Here is a 23,970-nt window from a genome sequence, read left to right on the forward strand (position 1 = left end):
TGGCCTTGTTAGCCTGCACATTACGAACAACCAGCAATTACTAACCAACAGCAAATCCATGCCAGATCTGTCCATAAATTTTGCCGGTATTAAGTCGCCCAACCCGTTCTGGCTGGCTTCGGCGCCGCCCACCAACTCGGGCTACCAGGTAATGAAAGCCTTCGACGCGGGTTGGGGCGGGGCCGTGTGGAAAACCCTGGGCGTGCCCGTCGTCAACGTGTCGAGCCGCTACGGGGGCGTCAATTACCGCGACAAGCGCCTGGTCGGTTTCAACAACATTGAGCTGATTTCGGACCGGCCATTGAGCGACAACCTGCGCGAGATTGAGGAAGTGAAAAAGCGCTTCCCCCACCACGCCGTCATTGCCTCCCTGATGGTGCAGAGCCGGCAGGAGTGGCACGACATCGTGCGCGACGTGCAGAACGCCGGCTCCGACGGTATTGAGCTCAACTTCGGCTGCCCCCACGGCATGTGCGAGCGGGGCATGGGCTCGGCGGTAGGGCAGGAGCCTGAAGTGCTCCAGACCATTGTGGAGTGGGTGATGGAAGTGGCCAAGATTCCGGTGATTGTGAAGCTCACGCCGAACATCAGCGACATTACCGAGCCGGCCATGGCTGCCCGCCGCGGGGGCGCCGACGCCATTTCGCTCATCAACACCATCCAAAGCATTGTAGGCGTCGACCTGGACCTGTTTGCGCCCTACCCGATAGTGGATGGCAAAGGCTCGAATGGGGGCTACTGCGGCCCGGCCGTGAAGCCCATTGCCCTGAACATGGTGAAAAACTGCGCCCAGCACCCCGAGGTGCAACTGCCTATTTCGGGCATCGGGGGCATCGAAAACTGGCGCGACGCGGTGGAGCACATCTTGCTGGGCGCCAGCAGTGTGCAGGTATGCACGGCGGCCATGCATTTCGGCTTCGGCATCATTCGCGAAATGACCAGCGGCCTGGAGCAGTATATGACCGACAAGGGCTTCCACACGATATACGACATGGTGGGCAAGGCCCTGCCCAACGTCAAGCACTGGGAAGATCTAAACCTGAAGTACAAAGTCACGGCCCACATCAACGAGGACAAGTGCATCGGCTGCCAGCTCTGCTATACGGCCTGCGAAGACGGAGCCCACCAGGCCATCCAGCTGCAGGAAGGCACCCGCGTGCCCGAAATCATCGACGAAAACTGCGTGGGCTGCAACCTGTGCTCCTTGGTGTGCCCCGTGGAGCAGTGCATCACGATGGAGCGCCGCGACGATGGCACCGAGCACCTCACCTGGAAGGAGCGCACCACGGCCGGTACCATTCCCACGGAGTTTAACGATGAGCGCGCCGGTGGCCGCCACCACTGGGTTCCTGAGCCCGCTGCCGCCCTGGGCAAGGAGCAGCACAAAACCTTGCCCGGCAAAGCCCGGCAGTACGCCCGCGCCGACGCGGCGGCTCTGCAAGCAACGGCTGCCAGCTCCGAGTAACATACAGTTTAGCAAAGTCCTGCCCGGTGGCAGGCCAACAGCGCGGCTCGATACCGAGGGTTTTCCCTGGTTTCGGGCCGCGCTGCTGTGTTTTAGGCGCAGCAACAGTAAGGGTAGAGTGAATTGCAAGTAAATTTTTTATTGACTAAATACCATACAATGAAGTATTAGAAACTTTATTAGAACAAAAGTCATATTTATTATTGCTTAAATTCTAAAATATACGTTACTTGTTCCAGTTATCCTTCTACATCCCACCTACTGTTAAGTCTCACTTTTCTTCAGCTCTCTCACCTACAGTAGTCTATGGAACGGTACAGACACTACTCCGACGCCTCGCGCCTAGTACTGCCCGTGATGGATGTTCTCCTGATATATGGAGCCTTCCGCCTGGCCGGTCGCATGGTCTGGGGAACCTGGCAGTTTACGGGCTATGCTCCTTTCTGCTTCGTGATTTTTGGCCTGCTCTGGTGGTTGCTTTCCGGGCAGTTTGCCAACATCTACCGGGTCGATAAGCTTATTACCTACCCGAGAAGCTGCTGTATCTGATGCGTACCTTCCTGCTCCACGCCTGCCTGGTGCTGGCCGTGGTGCTGACGCTGGAGCTAGATTGGCTGTCACTGCGCTTCATTTTTGGCGTGTACAGCTTCTCGGTGGCTGGGGTGGTAGGAGCGCGGTTTCTGACCACGTTCTGCTACCGCGCCTATCATCGGCACATTGCCCGGCCTCATTCGCGCTTTATCATCGTAGGAGCCGGGGAAAGCGGGCAGGAGCTCTACCGCTTTCTGGCTTCCCACGACCCCATTGGCAACCAGTTCCAGGGCTTTTTTGCCGATGAGCCCGTGGCGGAGGGGCTGCGTCCCTACGTGCGGGGGCCGTTGTCGGAGCTGAAAAGCTACTGCCTGCGCACCACCATCGACGAAATCTACTTTACCCTGCCGCTCGACCGGCACGAGCTCATCGAAGAGCTTTCTCAGTTTGCCGACGACCATTTTCTCTCGTTCCGCATCGTGCCCGATTTCCGCGGCACCGTGCGCCGGGAAGTGAATGTGTACTTCTACGACCATATGCCTATTCTTACCATCCGGCACCAGCCTTTGGGCATGCGGACCAATCAAGTACTGAAGCGCATGTTTGATATTGTCTTTTCCCTGGCCATTATCGGACTGATATTTCCCTTTATTCTACCCGTGCTGGCTTTGCTGATCAAGCTCGACTCGCCCGGGCCCGTGTTCTTCAAGCAGATGCGGCCGGGCAAGCGCAACCACCTGTTTCCCTGCTACAAGCTGCGCACCATGACGGCCGACCATCGTCAGACTGAGCTGCAGGCTACTTTTGCCGACCCGCGAGTAACCCGCGTGGGGCGCTACCTGCGCAAGTACAATCTGGATGAGCTGCCCCAGTTTTTCAACGTACTGCTCGGGCATATGTCGGTGGTGGGACCGCGGCCCAACATGGTGTCGCAGCTGGAAGAGTATTCCAAGCACATCCGCACTTACCAAATGCGCCACGCCGTGACCCCCGGCATCACCGGGTATGCCCAGGTAAACGGCTACCGCGGCGAAACCCGCGCCCCCAGGCCATGCGCAAGCGGGTGGAGTACGACCTGAAGTACATGGAAACCTGGACGTTTGGCCTCGACATGAAAATCATCGGCAAAACGGTCTGGAACATGATTCGCGGCGAGAAAAACGCCTACTAACGGTGAGATGGTGAAATCGTGAGGTGATGAGTTTTCGTTCTTCTGGCGCAGCTCAGCTCAATTTAGAGTCTAGACTCACTATTTGACCACTTCAGCACTCTACCATTCTACCACTTCACGCTTCACTATTTGACCAATGCTACCCAAACGCCTAGTGCTGGATTCGTGGATTTCTACCGGAACCCCGGCTGAGTTCGTAACGGCTATTCTGGCGTTAGGAGCGGCCCGCTCGTCGGCTTACGTGTGCTGTGCCAACGTGCACATGGTGGTGGAAGCCCATCAGCACCCCGATTTTCGCCGCATTCTGGATGAGGCCGATATTGTGACGCCTGATGGCAGCCCAGTGGCGGCCGCCGTGGGCTGGTTTCATCAGCAGGCCCAACCTCGCATTGCCGGGATGGATTTGCTCCCGGTTTTGCTGGCCGAGGCCGCCCGGCGCGGGCAGTCGGTGTACTTCTACGGCACTACCGAAGAAGTGCTGGCCGCCATGGTGGCCCGGGCCCGGCGTGAGCTGCCCGACCTGAAGATTGCGGGCACCCATTCCCCACCGTTTCGGCCGCTTACGCCCGAGGAGGATGCTGCCGAGGTAGCCACCATCAACGCGGCCGACCCCGATTTGCTGTTTGTGGCCCTGGGCTGTCCGCGGCAGGAACGCTGGATGGCGGCCCACCGCGGCCGTATTCGCAGCTGCATGCTGGGAGTGGGCCAGGCCTTTCCGGTGTATGCCGGCCTGGAGCGGCGCCTGCCCGCCTGGGCCCGCCGTCTGTGGCTGGAATGGGCTTACCGCCTGTATCTGGAGCCCAAGCGCCTCTGGAAGCGCTACCTGCAAACCAATACGACCTTTCTCTACCTGCTGGGCCGCCGCCTGCTAACGTATGCGGCCGACCGACCACCCGTATCCGTCGCGGGCAAGTAAAGCAGGGCACTACTGCTTGATTGGGTTATACTGGATAATATTTATTGGCAATTGATCTATTATAAAAAATATTCATAAAAATTATAAGCAATATTATAATAGTTTAGTATATTTCTGCAAGTAAGACATAACCAGTAAGCACAGACTTACTCCCGACATCGTCTTCTCTCCCCCGTCTCTTTTCTAACCAGTATCCACACAGCATGAAAGCAGTAATTCTTGCGGGCGGCTATGGCACCCGAATCAGCGAAGAAAGTGGCGTCCGGCCCAAACCCATGGTGGAAATCGGCGGCAAGCCTATCCTGTGGCACATTATGAAAATCTATTCCCACCACGGTATCCGGGATTTCGTTGTGTGCTGCGGCTACAAAGGCCATATGATAAAACAGTATTTCTCGGATTATTTCCTACATAATTCCGATGTGACTTTTCGGATGGACCGCAATGAGATGCAGATTCACCGCAGCAATGCCGAGCCCTGGACGGTAACGCTGGTGGATACTGGGCAGGAAACCATGACCGGCGGCCGTTTGCGCCGGGTGCGGGAGCATCTCGACAACGAAACCTTCTGCCTGACTTACGGCGACGGGGTCGGGAACGTGGATATTCAGGCCGCCATTCGTCACCACCGGCAGGAAGGCGCCCTGGCCACGCTCACGGCCGTGCGGCAGCCGGGCCGCTTCGGGGTTTTCTCCCTTGGCGACGAGTCTAGCCGCATTTCCAACTTCATGGAGAAGCCCGAAGGCGGCGAAACGCCCTGGATTAACGGAGGCTTTTTCGTGCTCGAGCCCGCCGTGTTCGACTACATCGACAATGACGACACGGTGTGGGAAAAAGGCCCTCTGGAGCGCCTGGCCGCTAATGGAGCCCTGGCCGCCTACCGCCACACCGGCTTCTGGCAGCCCATGGACACGCTGCGCGACCGGAACATGCTGGAGGAAATGTGGAGCACTGGCAAGGCCCAGTGGAAAATCTGGGGGAACACCGCGGACGTGCCCGCCCCGGACCCCGTGCTGACCGACATTATGACGTCGGCAGTGGCTGCCCCGGCCGGGCAGCGCGTAGCGGCTCCCACGCTGCTGCCCAACGTATAACTGATTCTTTTTCTGGCAAGTGTGCTTTTCCGCCCTGGCGCGGCCGGACCCCTCTTGCCTTGTATTTCTTCTTTCACTCCCTGCTTTTATGCAACGCATTCTGATAACTGGTAACATGGGCTACGTGGGGCCCGGCGTGGTACGTCACCTGCGGCGCACCTTTCCCAAGGCCGAGCTTATCGGCTATGATATGGGCTACTTCGCCCAATGCCTGACTGGCGCCGAGCGCCTGCCTGAGTCGCGCCTCGACCGGCAGCTGTTCGGCGACGTGCGCCACCTGCCCGACTCCCTGCTGCAGGAAGTAGATGCCGTGGTACACCTGGCCGCTATTTCCAACGACCCCATGGGCCAGACCTACGAGGATGTGACTCTGGAAATAAATTACCGCGCCGGCATCGGGCTAGCGCGCCGGGCCAAGGCGGCGGGCGTTACCTCCTTCGTGTTTGCCAGCTCCTGCAGCATGTACGGGGCCGGGGAGAGGGAGCCAAAACCGAGCAGTCGGAACTGAACCCGCTGACGGCCTACGCACGCTCCAAAGTGCTGAGTGAGCAGGAACTGGCCCCGCTGGCCACAGAGAATTTCCGCGTGACCTGCCTGCGCTTTGCCACGGCTTGCGGCTGGAGCGACCGGCTGCGGCTGGATCTGGTAGTGAATGACTTCGTGGCCGGGGCTGTGGCTACGGGCCGCATCAGCATCCTGAGCGACGGCTCGCCCTGGCGCCCCCTGATTCATGTGCAGGACATGGCCCGCGCTATCGAGTGGGCCATTGGCCGGTCCGCCGATTGCGGCGGTAACTTCCTGGCCATCAATGCCGGCTCGGAGGAGTGGAACTACCAGGTGCGCGACCTGGCCGCGGCTATTGCCGACATCATTCCGGGTACCAGTGTGGAACTCAACCCCAGCGCCCCGCCCGACAAACGCTCCTACCGCGTCGATTTCAGCCTCTTTCGGCAGCTGGCTCCGCATCACCAGCCCCAGCGCACCCTGGCCGATACCATCACCGAACTGCGTGACGGCTTGATCCGGATGGGCTTCCGCGACCCCGAGTTCCGCTCGTCGCAGCTGATGCGCCTGCGGGTGCTGACGGCCCTGCGGGACAGCGGGCAGCTAAACGAAGCCCTCACCTGGGCTCCCGAAAAAGTGGCTGCGGCGGTCCATGTGCCGGAGCCTGCCGAGCTGGCCCTGTCGTAGTGCCGCGACGCTTTTTTCCCTGCCTGTTTCCTTTTCCACCACCGCTACACCTCTTTCACTATGATTTTTACGGAGACCGAACTTGCTGGCGCTTACATCATTGACGTAGACCGCATGTCCGACGAGCGGGGCTTTTTTGCCCGTTCCTGGTGCGAAGACGAGTTTGCCGCCCACGGTATTCTGATGCCCCGGTACAAGCCAACCTGTCGTCGAACCCCAAAAAAGGCACCCTGCGCGGAATGCATTTCCAGCTGCCGCCCCACGAGGAAACCAAGCTGGTACGCTGCACCCAGGGCGCCATCTACGACGTCATCGTGGATTTGCGGGAAGAGTCGCCCACCTACGGGCAGTGGCTGGGCGTGGAGCTAACGGCCGCCAGCTTCCGGATGCTGTTTGTGCCGGGCCGCTTTGCCCACGGTTTCCTTACTCTCGCTGACAATACCGACGTGAGTTACCAGGTGTCGGCTAAATACGCGCCCGGCGCCGAGCGGGGTCTGCGCTGGAACGACCCGGCCATCAATATTCAGTGGCCCTTCGAGCCCAAGCTGGTGTCGGAGAAGGACAGCCACCACCCGGATTTTCAGCTCCTGGTGCCTGAAATTCAAGTAGAAGCCAAATAAAAAACCTGTCTGTCCGGACCGAGTTGCGGCATTTTCCCGTCAGCTCGGTCCGCCGATTTTTCCAGGCTGCATTGCTCACCTTCCATTTCTGAATTACATGATACTAGTAGATAAAGCGCTGGCTGAGCGGCAGCGCCTGGGCCAGCCCATCCGCGTGGGTATGGTCGGAGCCGGCTTCATGGCCAAGGGCGTGGCCCGGCAGATTTGCCGCTACGTGGCCGGTATGGAACTCGTCGCCATTGCTAACCGCACCCTCGACAAAGCCCGGGCGTGCTACGAGGAAGCCGGTACGCTGGCCCCGCGGGAAGTGGCTTCCGTGGCTCAGCTCGAAGCCTGCATTGCCCAGGGCCTGCCCGCCATTACCGACGACGCCCTGCTGCTAAGCCGGGCCGAGGGCATCGACGCCATCATTGAGGTAACCGGGGCCGTGGAGCACGGGGCGCGGGTGGTGCTCGAAGCCATCCGGCACGGCAAGCACATTGTGCTGCTCAATGCGGAGCTGGACGGCACCGTGGGCCCGATTCTGAAGGTGTACGCCGACCGGGCCGGGGTTATCTACACCGTGGCCGACGGCGACCAGCCGGGCGTGACGCTTAACCTGGCCCGCTTCGTGCAGGGCATCGGGGTGAAGCCCGTGCTGTGCGGCAACATCAAAGGCTTGCACGACCCCTACCGCAACCCGACCACTCAGGAGGGCTTTGCCCGGCAGTGGGGGCAGAACCCAAGCATGGTGACCAGCTTCGCCGATGGCAGCAAAATCAGCTTCGAGCAGGCCGTCATTGCCAACGCCCTGGGCATGCAGGTGGCCCGGCGCGGCATGCTGGGCCCCACCGTGGCGCCCGGCACGCCCATCAGCAAGGCCGCCGAATGGTATCCGCAGGAAGAGCTGCTCAGCGGCGGCCCCGGCATTGTGGATTACGTGGTGGGTGCCGAGCCCGGCCCGGGCGTTTTCGTGCTGGGCACCATCGACGACCCGGTGCAGCAGCACTACCTCAAGCTCTATAAGCTCGGCCCCGGGCCGCTGTACTGCTTCTACACGCCCTACCACCTGTGCCACTTCGAAACCCCGACCACCGTGGCCCGCGCCGTGCTGTTCAAGGACGCGGCCCTGGCCCCGGCCGGCCCCATGCGCGTGGAGGTTATAACAGCGGCCAAGATTCCGCTTTTTGCCGGGCAGACTCTGGACGGCATCGGGCACTACCACACCTACGGCCTGGCCGAAAACGCGCCGGTAGCCGACCAAGAGCGGCTGTTGCCTATCGGGGTGGCGGAAGGCTGCATCCTGCGCCACGACATAGCCAAAGACCAGGCACTAACCTACGACGACGTGATTCTGCCCGAAGGCCGCTTGATAGACCAGCTGCGCCAGGAGCAGGCCGCGTATTTCGGCCGCTCCAACTCCGACAGGACAACTGCCGTGCCCACGGCCGAAGTAGCAGCTAACCTCGGTTAGAACTTCCGCCAATAACAAGCTATGAAACAAACAACCGGGCCGCTCTTCTATACGAGGAGCGGCCCGGTTATTTAGGTGGAGTTGACGAAGCTTAAGTTATAAGGTAAGGGTTGGCAGAGCCTCGATTAGTGAAACGCCGGAGCACCGACACCAGCGGGGCGAGCGGGCCGCTCCACGGCTTGCGGGGCCGGAGCCGCCCAGCCGCGGCGGGCCCGGGCCTGGATAAGCTTCCGGCTTTCCACCGCCTCCCGCCAGTGCTGCCACACATACCGGTATGCCGGCAGGGAGCTGCGCTCAAATAGTACCGAGTAGGCCATAATGGCCAGCTGCCGCGGAATGGCCTGCAGCAGCAGCCGTGGAGCTTGGGCCGGAGTCGTGTTTTTAATCAGCAGCAGCCACTGGTTTTTCACCGCGTCGGTTTTGATGGCGCTGGCCAGGCGGTTGCGCAGGCGTAAGTTGGCGGGCAAAAACTGTCGGGGGTGCAACGCGCGGCAGGACGGCTCAAACCAGGTGCGCCAGCCGTAGAGCCGCCCGCGCCAGGCCACGTCCCAGTCTTCCTTGTGAGCAAAAAAGCGGGGGTCGAAGAAGTGGTCTTCCACCCGCAAGTCATCAATAAAGCGGCGACGAAATAGCGGTAAGGCCCCGTCGGCCCCGTCTACGTAGCCCGGCGTAAGGTCCGCTTCACTGACGCGCTGCCGGTGCAAACGCAGGCCAAAGCGGCCGTCGGGCAGGGCATTCATGCCGGCGCTGTCGATGTAGGGGTCCGCTTCCAGGCTTTGCACCAGCAGCCCGCACACCGTCCCGATTTGCTCGTCGCGCTGCATGGCTGCTACGGCCTGGGCCAGGTAGTCGGGCTGCATTTCCACGTCGGGGTTCACCAGCAGCACGTAGTCCGACTGGGTGCGGTCCAGGGCGTAGTTGTGGCCGCCGCAGAAGCCGGTATTTTGTGGCAGGCGGTGCAGCTTCAGCCGGGCATCGGTAGCGGCCAGGGCTTCAACCCGGGTGCAGGTATCGTCGCGGGAGGCATTATCGACCACCCAGAGCTCAAAGTCGGAGTAGGTCTGGGCCAGGGCCGAGCGCAGGCAGGCCTCCACCGAGTCGGCACTGTTCCAGGTGACGAGCGAAAGCAGAACGGAAGGCATAGGCGGAAGGGGAGAAGTGAAACGGAAAATGGTGGGCTCAGGCAAGGACCAGCCGGGGCAGGGCCCGGCGCAGCGTGTGCTGCAGGGCCTGAATATCCACCGTCAGGTCGGCGCGCCGGTTAGCAAAGGCCTTTTGCCCGGAGGCCGCTTCGGGGCGGCTGATCAGCGGGTAATGCGGCATGTCGAGGCGGGAAGTCAGATCCAGGTAGTCGGGCACCACAAAATTGCGGGGCAAAAATTCAATCAGCGGAGTGCCCGGCGGGCAGAACAGGATGTTGGCTAAACCGGCGCTTACGGGGCCCACGACGGCCCGGGCTCCGGCAAAGAGGGCTATTTTTTCCCGCACGCTCAGCGGGCTGAGCTCGTAGCTGCGGAAGCCGAAGGTGTTGAGCATCTTCTCCACTTCCGTCTCGTTGCGCACGTGGCGGAAGTCCGCGTCGCGGCGGCTCACGTACACCAGCGGGCTAAAGGAGTAGGCTTCCGAAGCGGGCAGAAAGGCTTGGTGCATAAACCGTCCGGCCCAGAGCGGGGCATGCTGGCTCCGCCCCCGCACGGCCGACGTCACGACCAGTCGTTGGGCCTGCAAATGGGCATTGCCCTGCATGTCGATTATTTGCTCGTCGCGGATGCCCAGCTCAAGCAGCGTTTCCACCGCGAAGCGGTGCCCCCGGTCATAAATGAGAAAGTAGTCGATGGAGTCCCAGAGGCCGGCTTCCTGTATCAGGTGCAGGCGCGGCACGGAGTCGAGCAGCCAGTGGTAGTAGTTGCCAATGGCCGCGCCACCGCCGGCCAGCAAGCTGCACACCGTTCCTTGAATGTAGCGGGGCGTCGAGAAGTAGCGCTGGTGGAAAATTGGGTTGGCGGTAGAAGCTTCCAGGGCAAAGGAAATCCGCGAAAACTGCAGCGAGGCGTCGCCCACCAGGTAGTTGTCCCGGGTAATGACGGCCAGGCTGTTGATGTGGTCGGTGTTGATGCGTCCTTCCTCCAGGGTTAGCACGAAGGCGGGGTCAACTAGTTCGCGGGTAGGAATTGCCTCGCAGTGCGCCGGCTTCAGGATTCGATAGGCTTCTGGTACTTCCAGATACGATTCGTAGACGGGGTATACTTCGGTGTACGTGGCCCCGCTGCGGGGCGGGCGGACAGTTCCCGGCTGGAAGCATAGATTCCTGCCGGCCGCAGGTGACGGTTGTGGGGAATAGTTTCGCGCAGTACTACGCCGGCTCGTCGCTGAGCTCGGGCAAAAAGGTCATGCATAACAGAGCAAGGTTGGAAGAAGAGCGGCTCATCAGCGAGAATTCAACCGGGGGCGCCTGGCTGAAAACAAAGACATCAGGCAGGGTGTAACTGCACGACCATACCCCGTTTGGGTTGGTAGCAATTGTTGGTGAAAGTGTGGCGTAGGGTGTGGCAAAGGCCGTTGGACTTCGTACGCCGCTTATCCGGAGCGGGCCCCGAATAAGCGGCGTAGCACCGCAAGGCCCGGTTAGGCTTCCAACTCAAGCTCCCGCTGCTGCGAAGAGCTTTTAACGTGGCTCAGCAGTAGGCTCACCCGCTCCCGGAGCGTGGTCAGATCTACTGTCAGGTCTTCGCGGCTGGCATCGTTGTGGTTGTCAGCTTGTTCTGGACTCTCGCACACCAGCCAGTCGTAGTGCTTGCCCAGGCGGGCGCACACTTCGCAATAGTCGCCCAGGGCAAAGCTGCTGGGCAGCAGCTCCAGCAGGGGAGCAGCCCGGGGCGAGAAGATGATATTGGACAGACCAGCCCCGATGGGCGAGATTACCGCTTTGGCCTGACTGAAAAGGGCCACTTTCTCAGCAAAGGAAAGCTCCGATAAAACGTAGGTAGCAAAGCCAAACTCCTGGGCCAGCATGGCCTCTACCTCGGCGGCCGGCTGCACCCGGCGGCCCGGGGCGTCGCGGCGACTGATGTAGATGTAGGGGTTGAATTCGCGGGTGCAGGTGGCCGGCAGGTAGGTGTCGCGCAGAAACTGGAAGGCCCAGTCGGGTGTGTGCACGCCCTTGCCGCGCACCGGTGAGCTCAGCAGCAGCCGGTCGGCCTGCAGGTGGCGGTGGGTGGTTACGTCAATAATCCGCTCGGGCCCGATACCCAGTGGCGCCAGCGTTTCCAGCATAAAGCGCAGATTGCGGTTGTACACCAGAAAGTAATCGATGGAGTCGAGCAGGCCGGCTTCCCGTATCAAGTGTAGCCGCGGCAGCGAGTCAACCAGCCAGTGGTAGTAGTTGCCCAGCGCGGCCCCGCCGCCCGAGAGCAGGCTGCACACGGTGCCTTTGACGTGGATGGGCGGCAGAAAAAAGCGCTGCTGGAAGATGTTGTTGTCGGCGGGCTGAGTCAGCTGCCACTTGCCGCGGGCATACTGAAACGACACATCCCCAATCAGCTTATTATCGGCTGATATCACGGCCTCGCTGTTGAAGTTGTCGGCGTAGAGGCGGCCGTTGAGCACTTCCAGCGTGAAAGCCGGCGGTACCTCCTCCCGGTGCGGAAACTTGTTGTAGCTGGGACCGGCCTCGTAGAGGGCCGGCGGAATGTCCAGCGTAGAAGTATAAGCCGGATATATTTCCTGGTAAAAAACGCCGCTTCCTATCTGGTGGGCTAATTCCTTACTGGTCGGATGAATACCGGTTGGCCGGAAGCGGCTGTTGTAGGGAACGATTTCGCGCAGCAGCCGACCGGCACGCCTGCGGGCCCGGAGTAGCATATCGTGCATAAAACATGGGGAATGTGTGGTTGGTAACGTGTGGTTAGGCCAAAGCCTGGAGTGGAGTGAAACGAACTGCCTGCCGCCAGTCGGCCGCGGCAATTACAGATTGCAGGCCTTCGGTAAGCCCAATCTGATGCTGCCAGCCCAGGGAATGAAGGCGGCTGACATCGAGGAGCTTGCGGGGCGTGCCATCGGGGCGCGAGAAGTCATAGATAATTTCGCCGACGTAGCCCGTCAGCTCGGAAATAAGCTCGGCCAGCTCCTGAATGGAGATGTCGCGGCCGGTACCCACGTTCACGGGCGCGGCTTCCTGGTAGTGCAGCATCAGGTGCAGGCAGGCATCGGCCAGGTCGTCGACGTGCAGAAACTCGCGCCGCGGCGTGCCCGTGCCCCAGATGGTGACGCGGGGCAGACCGCGCTCCACGGCTTCGCCAAACTTGCGCAGCATGGCCGGCAGCACGTGGGAGTTGGCCAGGTCGTAGTTGTCGCCGGGGCCGTAGAGGTTGGTCGGCATCACCGAAATGAAGTTGCTGCCGTACTGCGCCCGATAGGCCTCGCAGAGCTTGAGGCCCGCAATTTTAGCAATGGCGTAGGGCTCGTTGGTTGGCTCCAGGGCGCCAGTCAGCAGGTATTCCTCCTTGATGGGCTGAGGGGCCATTTTGGGGTAAATACAGGAGGAACCCAGAAACAGCAGCTTCCGGACGCCCTGCTCGTGGCTTTGGCCCAGCACGTTGGCCTGTATCATCAGGTTGTCGTAGAGAAAATCGGCGCGGTAGGTGTTGTTGGCGTGAATACCGCCCACTTTGGCGGCAGCCAGAAAGACGTATTCGGGTTTTTCCTGGGCAAAGAAGTCGGCCACGGCAGCCTGGTCGCGCAGGTCCAGCTCGCCCGAGGTGCGTACCACCAGGTTGTCGTAGCCGGCGCGGTGCAGGCGGCGCATAATGGCCGCTCCCACCATGCCCCGGTGCCCCGCTACGTAGATTTTCGCGTGTTTGTCCATTAGGGAAGTGAAATGCTGAGATAGTGAAATTGTGAGGTAGCAGGATGGTGATTTGGTGGGTTTTATAGTCCGGCCGCACAGATAGTGCAAGTCCAACGGCGACTCACCAGTTCACCAGTTCACCATCTCACCTTATTCATCGTGGTACATTACCTGGTGGCCGGCTTCGAGCAATACCGTGTCGCGGCGGAACAGCTTCACGTCGGCCTGCACCATGTCGGCTACCAGGGCCTGCAGGTCGTACTGCGGCTCCCAGCCCAGCTCGGTTTTGGCGCGCGTCGGGTCCCCAATCAGCAGCTCGACTTCGGTGGGGCGGAAGTAGGCCGGGTCGACGGCAACCACCACCTGGCCCTCGAGCACCTGATAGTCGGGGTTGGAGCAGGATACCACGTAGCCTACTTCGCTCACGCCTTCGCCCACGAAGTTGAGCTCAATGCCCAGCTCGGCAAAGGCCAAGAGAATAAAGTCGCGCACGGTGGTCGTCACGCCGGTGGCAATAACGTAGTCGCGGGCCTCGTCCTGCTGCAGCATACGCCACATGGCTTCCACGTAGTCGCGGGCGTGGCCCCAGTCGCGGCGGGCATCCAGGTTGCCCAGGTATATTTTCTGCTGCAGGCCCATGGCAATGCGGGCCACGCCGCGGGTGATTTTGCGGGTTACAAAGGTTTCACCCCGCATCGGCGACTCGTGGTTGAACAGAATGCCGTTGCAGGCATACATGCCGTAGGCTTCCCGGTAGTTTACCGTAATCCAGTAGCCGTACAATTTGGCCACGGCGTAGGGCGAGCGGGGTAGAAGGGCGTGGCTTCCGACTGTGGCACCTGTTGCACCAGGCCGTACAGCTCGGAGGTGGAAGCCTGATAAATCCGGGTTTTATGGGCTAAACCCAGAATGCGCACGGCTTCGAGCAGCCGCAGCGTGCCCAGCCCGTCGACGTCGGCGGTGTACTCGGGCGTGTCGAACGACACTTTCACGTGCGACATGGCGCCCAGGTTGTAAATCTCGTCGGGCTGCACCTCCTGCACAATGCGAATCAGGTTGGTGGAGTCGGCCAGGTCGCCGTAGTGCAGCTTGAAGCGGATGTTGGCTTCGTGCGGGTCCTGGTAGAGGTGGTCAATCCGGTCGGTGTTAAACAGGGAGGACCGGCGTTTGATGCCGTGAACTTCGTAACCCTTGCTCAGTAGCAGTTCGGCCAGATACGAACCATCCTGGCCGGTAATCCCGGTAATCAGTGCGCGCTTCATACAGATGTAGAAAAAGACAAAGTGGATCAAAAGGAGCAGAACAGTCCGCAGCCGCCCAACGCGTGCTTTATAGAACTATAGTATCAAATTATTGTATTTAAAATGTGATTCGCAAGACTTGTGATAAAAATATTTATTTTAATTATAAGTAAAGTTAAAAATGTGTGCTCTGCTGTTCTGCTGCACCCACCGTCTGTATCAAGTGCCGTCGGGACTGTAGTAAAAGCTAAAAGCCTGACCCTCTGACGAGGACCAGGCTTTTGCCAAAAAAGAAGGGAAGCTAGTGCCGAGCTATTTGCTGATTTGAATGCTCTTGCCAGTCAGGGAGCCGCTGGTGAAGCGCAGGAAATAGTTTCCGGCGGGCAGGTTGCTTACGTTGAGCTTGTCTTTCGACAGGCCCTTCTCAAACGCTACCTCCGAGTTCTGCATTACCGCGCCGCTCTGGTTGAGAATGGCCACGCGCATGGTCTCGGTCTGGGCCTGATTCAGCTCGATGCTCAACTCATTGGTCATGGGCGAGGGGTAAGCCGAAACGCTGCCCACCTTGGCCGTCGAAGAGCCAACGCCCGTGCGGGCCTGGGTGGAAGTGGCCGTGCCGGTGGCCGCCTTCCAGACTTCCACGCCGGAGAGGTTGGCCGTGCCGCCCGACGTCGACATGTTCAGGGTGCCGTCGGTGACGTTAGCCGTAAACGGGCCTACTTTTTCCCACTTGCCAGCCGAGCCGCTGTTGTAGCCCGAGCGGACCGTCTGACCTTCTAACAGGATGTTGAAGGTCTCGGCATTGTTGTCTTCCCACACGTAGAGGTATACCTGGTACGTGCCGTTGGGTACGCTGCTGATGTTAACCCCCGTCGTGTTGCCATACACTGAGGAGCGAATCATGCTGGCGCGGGTGGCATCGGTAGCCGGGTTGAGCGTCACGCCTTGGTTGGCGAAGGGCGTACCAATAACCTGCACGCCACTGGCCCCGTTGCTGGCCTGCCAGGCGTTGCCGTCAAGCGTAATGGCCGGACCGTTGATGTTGATAGCCCGGTAGAAAGAGGCTGCGGTCGGTGTAGTTGCGGTGGTTACCGTAACGGTTACGGAAGCCGAGCTGGCGGCAGCACCGGCGTTATCCGTAGCGCGGGCCGAGAGCGTCAGGGTGCCGGCCGAAGCGGCGGTGTAGCTGAGTTGGTACGGAGCCGAGGTGTCTTCGCCGAGCTTAGTGGCGCCGTTGAAGAATTCTACTTTGGCCACCGAGCCATCCGCGTCGGCGGCCGTGGCCGTCAGGTTCAGGACCGTGCCTACGGGTACGCTCGAAGTGCCGGGCGAAGTCAGGCTAACCGTGGGCGCTGCGTTGGTTGGAGCCGTTGCCGAGCCAGCCCAGATTTCTACGCCGGAGAGGTTGGCCGTGCCGCCCGACGTCGACATGTTCAGGGTGCCGTCGGTGACGTTAGCGGTAAACGGGCCTACTTTTTCCCACTTGCCAGCCGAGCCGCTGTTGTAGCCCGAGCGGACCGTCTGGCCTTCTACCAAGAGGTTGAAGGTCTCGGCATTGTTGTCTTCCCACACGTAGAAGTACACCTGGTAGGCGCCGTTGGGCACCGTAATGGCCGCGCCGGTCGTGTTGCCGTACACCGAGGAGCGAATCATGCTGGCGCGGGTGGCGTCGGTAGCCGGGTTGAGCGTCACGTTTTGGTTGGCGAAGGGCGTACCGATGATCTGCACACCACTGGCCCCGTTGCTGGCCTGCCAGGCGTTGCCGTCGAGCGTAATGGCCGGGCCGTTGATGTTGATGGCCCGGTAGAAGCTGCCGGCCGTGGGCGGGGTGATGATGACCGTAGAGGAGGTAACGGTAACCGTCGCTGTGCCGGAGTTGGCAGTAGCGCCGGCGTTATCCGTAGCACGGGCCGAGAGCGTCAGGGTGCCAACGGTAGCGGCCGTGTAGCTCAACTCGTAGGGAGCCGAGGTGTCTTCGCCGAGCTTAGTGGCGCCGTTGAAGAATTCCACCTTGGCCACCGAGCCATCCGCGTCGGCGGCCGTGGCCGTCAGGTTCAGGACCGTGCCAGTAGCTACGCTCGAGGTAGCGGGCGAAGTCAGGCTAACCGTGGGCGCTGCATTGGCTGGAGTGCCACTGCCGCTGCCGCCGTTGGTATTCGTGCCGGTGCCAATGGTAATGCCGTTGGCTTTTAGTTTGTTATTCCAGCGGGTCCACTCGTCCTGCTCGGTCTGCAGGGTGATGGGGTTGGGCAGGTGCTGGGTGTTGGTGTGGATGGGAAAGCCGTAGTCGCCGTTGTCGTTGCGGTTGGGGAAGGGGTTATTGGCGCCCCACTTGACCATGCCCATGGTGTTGTTGTCGACCAGGTGGTTGCCGAACTGGGCCTGCTGGTAGAAGTTGAAGACGGCGATGCCGCAGTAGGTCGCGTTGAGCTTGGTGCCGTTGGGCAGCAGGCCGCTGGTGACCATGCGGTTCTGGGTGTAGCGCACGTGGTGGCCGCCGGCGATGTTCATGGCCGAGTTACACGTCGACACAAACTGGTTCTGCGTGGCGTCGAGGTAGCCCTGCTGCGAGGTGCCGTCGCCGTCGACGATCATGCCCGTGCCGGTAAACTTGGTATCGGTGGCGGGGAAGGGGTAAGCCCCCTGCACGTAGTTGTCGTGCACGCTCATGGGGCTGCCAGCCGTGCCGCCCGAGTTGTAGAAGTTGATGTTGTCTTCCACCAGCGAGTTATTCGGCTCATTGATGATCTGGTTCCAGGCCACCTCTACATTGCTGAGGGCTTTCACCTGATTAAGACCCAGGAAGTTGCAGAACGTGCCGCCGCCGTTGCGGTAGCGGCCATCCATATTCTTAGCCACGTTGCGCCGCACTTTCAGCGTCTGCGAGGCCGAGCCGTCGCCGCTCCACTGGTAGATGGCGATACCGGTCGTGTGTTCAAAGTAATTGTTCTCGATGGTTACCGAGCGGGCCCCGTTTACTTCCAGGAAGCGGCCGTGACGCTCGTTGTCGAGGCTTTGCTGCAAGCCGTAGCCGCGGTTGTTGCGCACGGTCAGGTTGTAGCCGCCGGCATTGGCCAGAATCAGGTCGCCGGCACCCGCCAGAATGCAGTTCTCAATGATTACTGGCTGGGTAGTTTGAATGAGGATACAGGGTACCCGGGAATTGGTACTCTTGAAATTGCCCGTGTAAGTACCACCCTGAGTGATAGTGATGGGACCGGAGTACGTCACATTGGGCGCTTGGCCCTGAGCCCGGAGTGACACGGGGAAAAAAGATGAAACCAACAGCACGAGCGCCAACAGGGGCAGAAAGTGTGTACCAGAGGAGGCGTTCCGGTTAGAACGGAACTGGAGTCCAGAGGTGTTTTGCATTCTGTGAGTTTTTAGAAAAGTAAACCCTATAGAGGGATGTTGTGAAAAACCCGGCATATGAACAAATCGTTTCAATTGCCGTACTTGTTTTTTTACAATTGGTCTGTGGGGGCTGCCCTGGCGGTTCTTTTAGCAACGGCATCTGTTATGCAATCCGTGCCTGCTTTCGATACGTTCTTTTTGGGGCTGACCACGCGTATCGCCGTTCCCAAAAAATAAGTATTAAAAGCCTTTAATCACCAAAATGAGTGCTTTCGCAGCTACTCAAGACCAACATCATCCAGCGGCACAAAACTGGCGTCCCGCTTTACAACTCTTTTTTGGGTGCAATTAGAATCGTAGTGTGCACGTCTAATTAGAGCACTTATGAAAAAGTTAATCAGTGATTGACTTGGTAAAGTCCTAAAACTGATATCGAGGTTCAATGCAAATGTATAAAATTGATTTGTTATGCAAGACGCATGACAAAATATTATGTATTGCATTAAATCTATAATAGACTTGTTTTATCGTATGTCGTTTTATGTATATAGAACGTTCGTCTACTGTAAAGGTGGTTTGGTCATACTAAAGCCAAAAAAAAGCACCCATGATGGGTGCTTTGGTTAGCAGGAAATAAAAAATTCTTCGGGCGCCGGGCGCTTTATGGGTTTTACCGGTTGTCGGAGCGGGCAGTTGAGAGCGAAAGGGCAGCTGTGGGGCCTACCTGCACGCCGTTGATTTTTAGTTTGTTATTCCAGCGGGTCCACTCGTCCTGCTCGGTCTGCAGGGTGATGGGGTTGGGCAGGTGCTGGGTGTTGGTGTGGATGGGAAAGCCGTAGTCACCGTTGTCGTTGCGGTTGGGGTAGGGGTTGTTGGCGCCCCACTTGACCATGCCCATGGTGTTGTTGTCGACCAGGTGGTTGCCGAACTGGGCCTGCTGGTAGAAGTTGAAGACGGCGATGCCGCAGTAGGTCGCGTTGAGCTTGGTGCCGTTGGGCAGCAGGCCGCTGGTGACCATGCGGTTCTGGGTATAGCGCACGTGGTGGCCGCCGGCGATGTTCATGGCCGAGTTGCACGTCGACACAAACTGGTTCTGCGTGGCATCCACATAGGCGGTCATGGTCAGGGCCGAGGCGTTGTCGCCATCGGTAATCATGCCCGTGCCGGTAAACTTGGCCGCGGTGGCCGGATACGGATAGGCTCCCTGCACGTAGTTATTGTGCACCCGAATGGGGCTGCTGGCCGTGCCCGAAGAGTTATAGAGGTTAATATTGTCTTCTACCAGGGACTGGTCGGGCTCGTTGACAATCTGATTCCAGGCTATTTCCACATTGGCCAAGCCATGCACCTGGTTCAGGGAAATGCACGACACGGTGGTGCTGCCTCCGTCGCGGTAGCGCCCGTCGATATTTTTAGCCGAGTTGCGCAGGATTTTCAGGGTCTGGGACGCCGAGCCGTCGCCGCTCCACTGGTACACGGCAATGCCGGTCGTCTGGGTGAAGGAGTTATTGAGCAGGCGCAGGTTGCGGGCCGAGTTGATTTCCAGGAAACGGCCCCGGCGCGTTTGGTCGCGGCTGGGGCGCAGGCCCACGCCGGTACAGTTTTCCACGGTCAGATCAGCTCCACCGTTGAGGGCCTCAATCAGATTACCGGCCCCACTAAGCCGGCAGCCCCGTAGCGTGACGGGCTCGGTGGTGACAATACGGATGCAGGGTACGGTAGAGTCGGTGCTGCGGTAGTCGCCGGTATACACGCCACCCTTGCGAATAACGATGCTGCCGGCCTGGGCCGGAGCCGTCAGCTGGGAGCCTGGCACCAGCAGACAAGTGCCGCTGCACAGCCAAGCCAGGCGCAAGGATATATAGGACAGCATGGTGGAGGTTAGCATTACTGGTCCAGAAAAACCTGAAAGTCAGATAACGCTACGGGCTGATTGGCCTGCGCCAGGTGCAGCAGCGGCACCTGACCGTAAAACGAAGCCCACATGGAGTATGAGCTGGGCGGACCCAGCACGTAGTTGCAAGCGGCCAGGGCGTAAAGGTCTTCCACAAAATGATTGGTAGCCAGATGCACCCGCAGGCCCGCAAAATCAGCGAGGTTTAGTTCTTCATTCGAGCACAGCAGAAATGCTACCCGCTGCCCGGCTGGCAATTGCTCCTGCACCGCCCGCATGGCCCGGGCATAGGTAGCATTATCGTAGAAATAGGCCCCGTTATTATAGGTAGCATAGTCGCCGCGCCGGATGTGGACGCCCACCACCACGTCGGCCGACGCGCGCAGGCCAGCCAGCAGCGCAGCTACGGCCCGGCGATGGGGCTCAATGGGGGCAAAAAGCTGCCGCAGCAGCGCGCCGTGGCGGGAGAAGTTGCGCTTATCCCGAAACTGCCAGCCGTGCGCCAGCACCAGCCCACCACGGGCCGCGGCCAGATAGGCGGGCTGGTTGAGGTCGTAATCCTGGTCGGGCAGGTCGGTGAGCAGGGCCGGGCGGCGGGGCAGCAGGCGGCTGGCCTGCCGCAGCAGCCCGAAGGCCCGCGGGTGCTGCACCAGGTCGAGCATTCGGTCGAGGCGGGGCTGGCGGAAGGCGTGCAGGCGCACCGGCAGGCCGCCAAAGTTGCCGGTGGCCGTGGCTTCAAAGAAGGGCGCGTACCCGCCGAAGCTGGGGTTGGCCAGCTCGTAGCCGTACTCGGCCGCGTTGGCCAGAAAGTGGGCAAACAGAAACAGCCGGTTGCCCAGCTGCCCGGTACGTTTAACGAGAATAACCACGGGGCGCAGAAAAAGGGAGGGAAAAAGACGAATTAGAGGGGCGACGGCTTAGCCGTGCAGGAAATAGCCGGTAAGGCGGCGGGCGTAGCCGTTAAGCAAGAACAGTGGTACGAGCGGCGTGGGGCAGTTTTTGAGCGCGAAGTGCGTGAAGTTGCGCAGGTTGCCGCCGCCCCGGATACCGAACAGATGCTGGTAGTAGCCCTGCAGGCTGCGGTGGCGGCGCGTCTGCTCCTGCCCGCTTTCCTCGGGGTAGGTCAGCAGGTGGGCGTCGTAGTTGACGAAGACCGGGAAGCCGTGCCGGCGCGCGACGCTGGTAAAGTCGAAGTCGGCCAGGTAGTGGGGCAGGCGCTTCTCGTCGAACAGGCCGATGGTTTCGAACACGGCTACTGGTATCAGCAGGCCGCGGCCGGGCAGGTAGGTTACGGGGTGCAGGCCGTGGCGCTGGTCGGTGGGCAGGGTTTGTAGCAGGTCGCGGCGGGAGTGGGTCAGCCAGCTGAAGACCTCCCCGCCGTAGACCGGCTCCTTGGTGTGGGCATCCAGCTCGAGCGGGCCCAGCAGCGCCCGGGGCTGGCGCCGCGACCAGAGCAGCATGCGCTCCACGAAATCGGGGGCGGCCACCACATCGTTGTTGAGGGTCAGAATTCGGTCGGCTCCCTGCGCCAGAGCCCGCCGGATGCCGGCATTCACGCCCGCCGTCCAGAACAGCTGCCCTGTGCCGTCCACGACTTCCACTTCCGGAAACTCCTGGCGCAGCCGCTCCCCAGTGCCGTCCGTCGAGCCATCGTCGACCACAATAACGCGGAAGCTGGGCTGAGTTTGCTGGCGCAGGGAAAGCAGGCAGGCCTGGGTAAAGGCCCAGCGGTTGAAAACGGGAATTACGATGAACAGCATAATGAAAGGAGTAAAAGGGCGGCTGGGCGAGGTCAGGAATAGGTGAAAGGAGCCGCCGGGTCAGCGTGCGTGGGGGCTTCTTCGGGCTCCGGGGAGTAGGGTGGGTCGAGGGGCACGGAGCCCTGCTCCCGAAACCACTGGGGCACACGTTGCAGCAGGCGGCGGGTTTTGGCCGCTACCCGGCCGCTCAGGAATTCGCGGAAGTACTGTTGGTCGCGGCGCGCGTCGCGCAGCACCGCGGGCGGGTGCCGGAGCGGAAAGGCAAACTGTTCGGCCGCCGGGCGGGCAAACTGCTCATCGGCGGCCGTGGTGTGGGTGGCATCCTGCCCAAAGCCAATGTTGCAGACCAGGTTTACTGCTGGCAGAATAGTCAGGCCCGAGTTGGCGGCCACCGCAAAATGCCACTGATAGTCCCAGATGCTGGGCGCCTGCCGGGCCTTATAGATGGCCTGGAAGCGTGGCAGCCAGTACTGGCGCTCCAGCAGGCTGGGGTAGAGGCTGCCGAGCAGGCGGCGGCGGCGCAGCTCGGGCAGCAGCTGGAGCTTAAAATCGAAGTGCTGCCAGGCCCGGCGCCAGGAAGCCCAGCCCCAGCTTTGCACCTGCCCCGAGAAGTAATAGGAGTCGGCGGCAGGCGCTTGGGGGCGCAGGGCTTCGCGGGAGAAGTTGCAGCCCCCGATGTGCATCACGCGGGCGTCGTGGCGGTAGCGGGCCAGCAGCTCGTGGCAAAACCGGAAAAAGTGCGGACTGGGTAGGCAGTCATCTTCCAGGATTATGCCCTCGGGCTCGTGCTCAAAAAACCAGTCGATGGCCGCGGCCGGGTTGAGGCCGCAGCCCAGGTTGGTTTCCCGAAACCGGGTGTGCACCTCACAGGGCCAGTCAATATGGTCGGTAACCAGGGCCCGCACCTGGGCGCACAGCGCGGCTTCCGTCGGCCGGCCGGGGCGCGGACCATCGGCGGCCACGTAGAGCCGGGCCGGGCGGGCTGCCCGAATGGCCTGCAGCACCTGCCGGGTCGACTCGGGGCGGTTGAAAATAATGAACAGCACCGGTGTAGACAGGCCGGTAGCACTATCAGAGGGAAGCATGGGCGGGAGCGGTTGGCGACGGAGCGGGCGAAAATTGGGGAAGAATGGCCGCCTCCGGGTGGGAAAGAAGGTCCGGTAGTTGCGCCGTTTCCGGCACCGGAGCAGATGGAGCCGGCTCCAGAACGGCCAGCTCGGCGGCGGCAAAGGCTAGGCCTAGCAGACCGAAAAAGTACAGGGGCCAGTCGTAGGACACGCCGTAGAGCAGGCCGCTGCCGGCGTAGGCCACCAGCGCAATGGTTTCCAGGGGCAGCGGCCGGGGCGGCGACAAACTCCGCACGACCAGCAGCAGCACCGGCAGAATAGCCAGCAGCACGCCAATCAGGCCGAAATAGAACATCCGGTCGACGTAGAAGCTGTGGAAGTGGTGGCCCGTGTAGTCGGGCCACACCGGCTCCCCAGATTCCTGGTGGAAAAACTGCATGGGCAGCTCAAAGCCTTTCAGGCGCATGCCGGCCACGGGATATTCCCACAGAAACTGCTCGTAGGCCTGAAACTGCTGCAGGCGCCAGCTGCCCGTGCCCTGACTGTCGCTGTTGGAAATGTCCTCGATGTTGCTGTTGAGCTTTTTGAGCACGTCGGGGTTGTTCAGCACCACCGTCAGGCCCCCGAGCAGGCCAAAGAACAGCGGAATGAGCACCACCGGCAAAAAGCGCAACAAGCCCAGGCGGGTAGTGCTGGCCCGGGCCACCAGGATCAGGTTGAGAAACAAAGCCAGGCCGGTGCTCAGCCACACGGTGCGGTGCTGCAGGAAGATGATAATGCCCACATCCACAAAGAAGTAAAGCAGGAAAAACAGCGACTTGCCGACCAGGTAGCGGTTCAGGAAATACACGGCCGGCAGCACCAGCAGAAAAGCCGAAGTCGTGTTGACGCCCCGGTTGTGACTCAGAAAGCCGGCAATGGTAAAGGCCTCGGGGTGAAAGACCAGAATGTTTAAGGACACCAGCACCGGCAGGGCCACCATGACGAAGCCCAGGGGCGGAACGCCGTGGCGGCGGTAGTAGGCATACACGCCAAACAGCACCAGATACGGCGTGAGCTTGCTGAACACGTGCGGATACACTACCCAGGTGCCCCAGCCCGCATACGACTCCAGGGCCAGCGCCGCCAGACTCACCAGCACCAGCAGCAGCCAACGCCACATGCCGCTCGAAAACCAGCGCCAGGAGCGCACAATCAGCCACGACGCCAGACCCAGCAGGGCGTAATTGTACACCCGCAGCATTGGGTCATCCTCGGCCTCCCATACGAAGCTGGAAAGCGCCGCGTCGGTAAACAGAACGACCAGCAGAACAAGCAGGTAGCGGAAGCGCAGACTAAGTTTCATAGGAGAGGCGGCAAGGCAAAAG

General features: G+C 60.6%; 18 protein-coding genes and 3 pseudogenes. 10 read left to right on the forward strand and 11 right to left on the reverse strand.

The window, feature by feature from the left end:
* The first annotated feature begins 58 nt into the window (after nucleotides 1–58).
* The 9 genes and pseudogenes from preA (at nucleotide 59) to MUN79_RS14640 (ending at nucleotide 8,441) form a co-directional block, all read left to right on the forward strand.
* Entirely contained in the window at nucleotides 59–1,465 is a 1,407-nt protein-coding gene (gene preA / locus MUN79_RS14605) for an NAD-dependent dihydropyrimidine dehydrogenase subunit PreA (RefSeq protein WP_244673443.1), read from the forward strand.
* Nucleotides 1,466–1,771: 306 nt separating this feature from the next.
* On the forward strand, nucleotides 1,772–2,014 hold the full coding sequence (locus MUN79_RS14610; RefSeq protein WP_244673444.1) for a hypothetical protein: 243 nt from the start codon (nucleotides 1,772–1,774) through the stop codon (nucleotides 2,012–2,014).
* Nucleotides 2,014–3,075: an exopolysaccharide biosynthesis polyprenyl glycosylphosphotransferase gene (locus MUN79_RS14615; RefSeq protein ID WP_262922862.1), complete on the forward strand. Its 1,062-nt coding sequence runs from the start codon at nucleotides 2,014–2,016 to the stop codon at nucleotides 3,073–3,075. The genes MUN79_RS14610 and MUN79_RS14615 overlap by 1 nt, the downstream gene beginning before the upstream one ends.
* Nucleotides 3,048–3,167: a sugar transferase gene (locus MUN79_RS30085; protein ID WP_262922863.1), complete on the forward strand. Its 120-nt coding sequence runs from the start codon at nucleotides 3,048–3,050 to the stop codon at nucleotides 3,165–3,167. Before MUN79_RS14615 ends, MUN79_RS30085 begins: the two co-directional genes overlap by 28 nt.
* 136 nt (nucleotides 3,168–3,303) lie before the next feature.
* The gene (locus MUN79_RS14620; protein ID WP_244673445.1) at nucleotides 3,304–4,083 is read left to right on the forward strand and encodes a WecB/TagA/CpsF family glycosyltransferase; all 780 of its coding nucleotides are present in this window, start codon (nucleotides 3,304–3,306) and stop codon (nucleotides 4,081–4,083) included.
* 203 nt (nucleotides 4,084–4,286) lie between these two features.
* The gene (rfbF, locus tag MUN79_RS14625; protein WP_311136481.1) at nucleotides 4,287–5,177 is read left to right on the forward strand and encodes a glucose-1-phosphate cytidylyltransferase; all 891 of its coding nucleotides are present in this window, start codon (nucleotides 4,287–4,289) and stop codon (nucleotides 5,175–5,177) included.
* A 115-nt stretch (nucleotides 5,178–5,292) separates the two neighbouring features.
* A pseudogene (locus tag MUN79_RS14630) lies at nucleotides 5,293–6,368 on the forward strand (NAD-dependent epimerase/dehydratase family protein).
* Between the two features lie 114 nt (nucleotides 6,369–6,482).
* A pseudogene (gene rfbC, locus MUN79_RS14635) lies at nucleotides 6,483–6,988 on the forward strand (dTDP-4-dehydrorhamnose 3,5-epimerase).
* A gap of 97 nt (nucleotides 6,989–7,085) precedes the next feature.
* Entirely contained in the window at nucleotides 7,086–8,441 is a 1,356-nt protein-coding gene (locus MUN79_RS14640) for an NAD(P)H-dependent oxidoreductase (RefSeq protein WP_244673446.1), read from the forward strand.
* Between the two features lie 125 nt (nucleotides 8,442–8,566).
* Here the strand turns inward: MUN79_RS14640 and MUN79_RS14645 are convergent, their stop codons facing one another.
* The 6 genes and pseudogenes from MUN79_RS14645 to MUN79_RS14670 form a co-directional block, all read right to left on the reverse strand.
* Nucleotides 8,567–9,583 carry a glycosyltransferase family 2 protein gene (locus MUN79_RS14645; protein WP_244673447.1) on the reverse strand — a complete coding sequence of 339 codons (1,017 nt, stop codon included), beginning with the start codon at nucleotides 9,581–9,583 and terminating at the stop codon, nucleotides 8,567–8,569.
* A gap of 37 nt (nucleotides 9,584–9,620) precedes the next feature.
* On the reverse strand, nucleotides 9,621–10,580 hold the full coding sequence (locus tag MUN79_RS14650) for a glycosyltransferase family 61 protein (protein ID WP_244673448.1): 960 nt from the start codon (nucleotides 10,578–10,580) through the stop codon (nucleotides 9,621–9,623).
* Between the two features lie 486 nt (nucleotides 10,581–11,066).
* The gene (locus MUN79_RS14655; protein ID WP_244673449.1) at nucleotides 11,067–12,311 is read right to left on the reverse strand and encodes a glycosyltransferase family 61 protein; all 1,245 of its coding nucleotides are present in this window, start codon (nucleotides 12,309–12,311) and stop codon (nucleotides 11,067–11,069) included.
* Nucleotides 12,312–12,345: 34 nt separating this feature from the next.
* The gene (locus tag MUN79_RS14660; RefSeq protein ID WP_244673450.1) at nucleotides 12,346–13,305 is read right to left on the reverse strand and encodes a GDP-L-fucose synthase family protein; all 960 of its coding nucleotides are present in this window, start codon (nucleotides 13,303–13,305) and stop codon (nucleotides 12,346–12,348) included.
* A gap of 132 nt (nucleotides 13,306–13,437) precedes the next feature.
* Nucleotides 13,438–14,549, reverse strand: a pseudogene (gene gmd, locus MUN79_RS14665) (GDP-mannose 4,6-dehydratase).
* Between the two features lie 291 nt (nucleotides 14,550–14,840).
* Nucleotides 14,841–17,792 carry an Ig-like domain-containing protein gene (locus tag MUN79_RS14670; RefSeq protein ID WP_244673451.1) on the reverse strand — a complete coding sequence of 984 codons (2,952 nt, stop codon included), beginning with the start codon at nucleotides 17,790–17,792 and terminating at the stop codon, nucleotides 14,841–14,843.
* A 165-nt stretch (nucleotides 17,793–17,957) separates the two neighbouring features.
* Between MUN79_RS14670 and MUN79_RS14675 the strand changes: the two genes are divergently transcribed.
* The gene (locus MUN79_RS14675; RefSeq protein ID WP_244673452.1) at nucleotides 17,958–18,119 is read left to right on the forward strand and encodes a hypothetical protein; all 162 of its coding nucleotides are present in this window, start codon (nucleotides 17,958–17,960) and stop codon (nucleotides 18,117–18,119) included.
* Nucleotides 18,120–18,552: 433 nt separating this feature from the next.
* Here MUN79_RS14675 and MUN79_RS14680 read toward each other — a convergent pair whose 3' ends face one another.
* Genes MUN79_RS14680 through MUN79_RS14700 form a run of 5 tightly spaced genes read right to left on the reverse strand, consistent with a single transcriptional unit; the run spans nucleotide 18,553 to nucleotide 23,948 of the window.
* A complete protein-coding gene (locus MUN79_RS14680; protein ID WP_244673453.1) occupies nucleotides 18,553–19,755 on the reverse strand; it encodes a hypothetical protein in 1,203 nt (400 codons plus the stop codon).
* Between the two features lie 14 nt (nucleotides 19,756–19,769).
* Nucleotides 19,770–20,645 (reverse strand): alpha-1,2-fucosyltransferase, encoded by an 876-nt coding sequence (locus tag MUN79_RS14685; protein WP_244673454.1) that lies wholly within the window; start codon nucleotides 20,643–20,645, stop codon nucleotides 19,770–19,772.
* A 48-nt stretch (nucleotides 20,646–20,693) separates the two neighbouring features.
* The gene (locus MUN79_RS14690; RefSeq protein WP_244673455.1) at nucleotides 20,694–21,536 is read right to left on the reverse strand and encodes a glycosyltransferase family 2 protein; all 843 of its coding nucleotides are present in this window, start codon (nucleotides 21,534–21,536) and stop codon (nucleotides 20,694–20,696) included.
* 32 nt (nucleotides 21,537–21,568) lie between these two features.
* Nucleotides 21,569–22,621 (reverse strand): nucleotide-diphospho-sugar transferase, encoded by a 1,053-nt coding sequence (locus MUN79_RS14695; protein ID WP_244673456.1) that lies wholly within the window; start codon nucleotides 22,619–22,621, stop codon nucleotides 21,569–21,571.
* The gene (locus MUN79_RS14700; protein ID WP_244673457.1) at nucleotides 22,608–23,948 is read right to left on the reverse strand and encodes an O-antigen ligase family protein; all 1,341 of its coding nucleotides are present in this window, start codon (nucleotides 23,946–23,948) and stop codon (nucleotides 22,608–22,610) included. The genes MUN79_RS14695 and MUN79_RS14700 overlap by 14 nt, the downstream gene beginning before the upstream one ends.
* Nucleotides 23,949–23,970 lie beyond the last annotated feature (22 nt).

The organism is Hymenobacter cellulosilyticus, assembly GCF_022919215.1.
GTDB classification, from domain to species: Bacteria; Bacteroidota; Bacteroidia; order Cytophagales; family Hymenobacteraceae; genus Hymenobacter; species Hymenobacter cellulosilyticus.

Bases quoted from the DNA above. Each gene is read 5' to 3' on its own strand.
- preA (WP_244673443.1), top strand. From the start codon at position 59: ATGCCAGATCTGTCCATAAATTTTGCCGGTATTAAGTCGCCCAACCCG.
- MUN79_RS14610 (WP_244673444.1), top strand. From the start codon at position 1,772: ATGGAACGGTACAGACACTACTCCGACGCCTCGCGCCTAGTACTGCCC.
- MUN79_RS14615 (WP_262922862.1), top strand. From the start codon at position 2,014: ATGCGTACCTTCCTGCTCCACGCCTGCCTGGTGCTGGCCGTGGTGCTG.
- MUN79_RS30085 (WP_262922863.1), top strand. From the start codon at position 3,048: ATGCGCAAGCGGGTGGAGTACGACCTGAAGTACATGGAAACCTGGACG.
- MUN79_RS14620 (WP_244673445.1), top strand. From the start codon at position 3,304: ATGCTACCCAAACGCCTAGTGCTGGATTCGTGGATTTCTACCGGAACC.
- rfbF (WP_311136481.1), top strand. From the start codon at position 4,287: ATGAAAGCAGTAATTCTTGCGGGCGGCTATGGCACCCGAATCAGCGAA.
- MUN79_RS14640 (WP_244673446.1), top strand. From the start codon at position 7,086: ATGATACTAGTAGATAAAGCGCTGGCTGAGCGGCAGCGCCTGGGCCAG.
- MUN79_RS14645 (WP_244673447.1), bottom strand. From the start codon at position 9,583: ATGCCTTCCGTTCTGCTTTCGCTCGTCACCTGGAACAGTGCCGACTCG.
- MUN79_RS14655 (WP_244673449.1), bottom strand. From the start codon at position 12,311: ATGCACGATATGCTACTCCGGGCCCGCAGGCGTGCCGGTCGGCTGCTG.
- MUN79_RS14660 (WP_244673450.1), bottom strand. From the start codon at position 13,305: ATGGACAAACACGCGAAAATCTACGTAGCGGGGCACCGGGGCATGGTG.
- MUN79_RS14675 (WP_244673452.1), top strand. From the start codon at position 17,958: ATGAACAAATCGTTTCAATTGCCGTACTTGTTTTTTTACAATTGGTCT.
- MUN79_RS14680 (WP_244673453.1), bottom strand. From the start codon at position 19,755: ATGCTGTCCTATATATCCTTGCGCCTGGCTTGGCTGTGCAGCGGCACT.
- MUN79_RS14690 (WP_244673455.1), bottom strand. From the start codon at position 21,536: ATGCTGTTCATCGTAATTCCCGTTTTCAACCGCTGGGCCTTTACCCAG.
- MUN79_RS14695 (WP_244673456.1), bottom strand. From the start codon at position 22,621: ATGCTTCCCTCTGATAGTGCTACCGGCCTGTCTACACCGGTGCTGTTC.
- MUN79_RS14700 (WP_244673457.1), bottom strand. From the start codon at position 23,948: ATGAAACTTAGTCTGCGCTTCCGCTACCTGCTTGTTCTGCTGGTCGTT.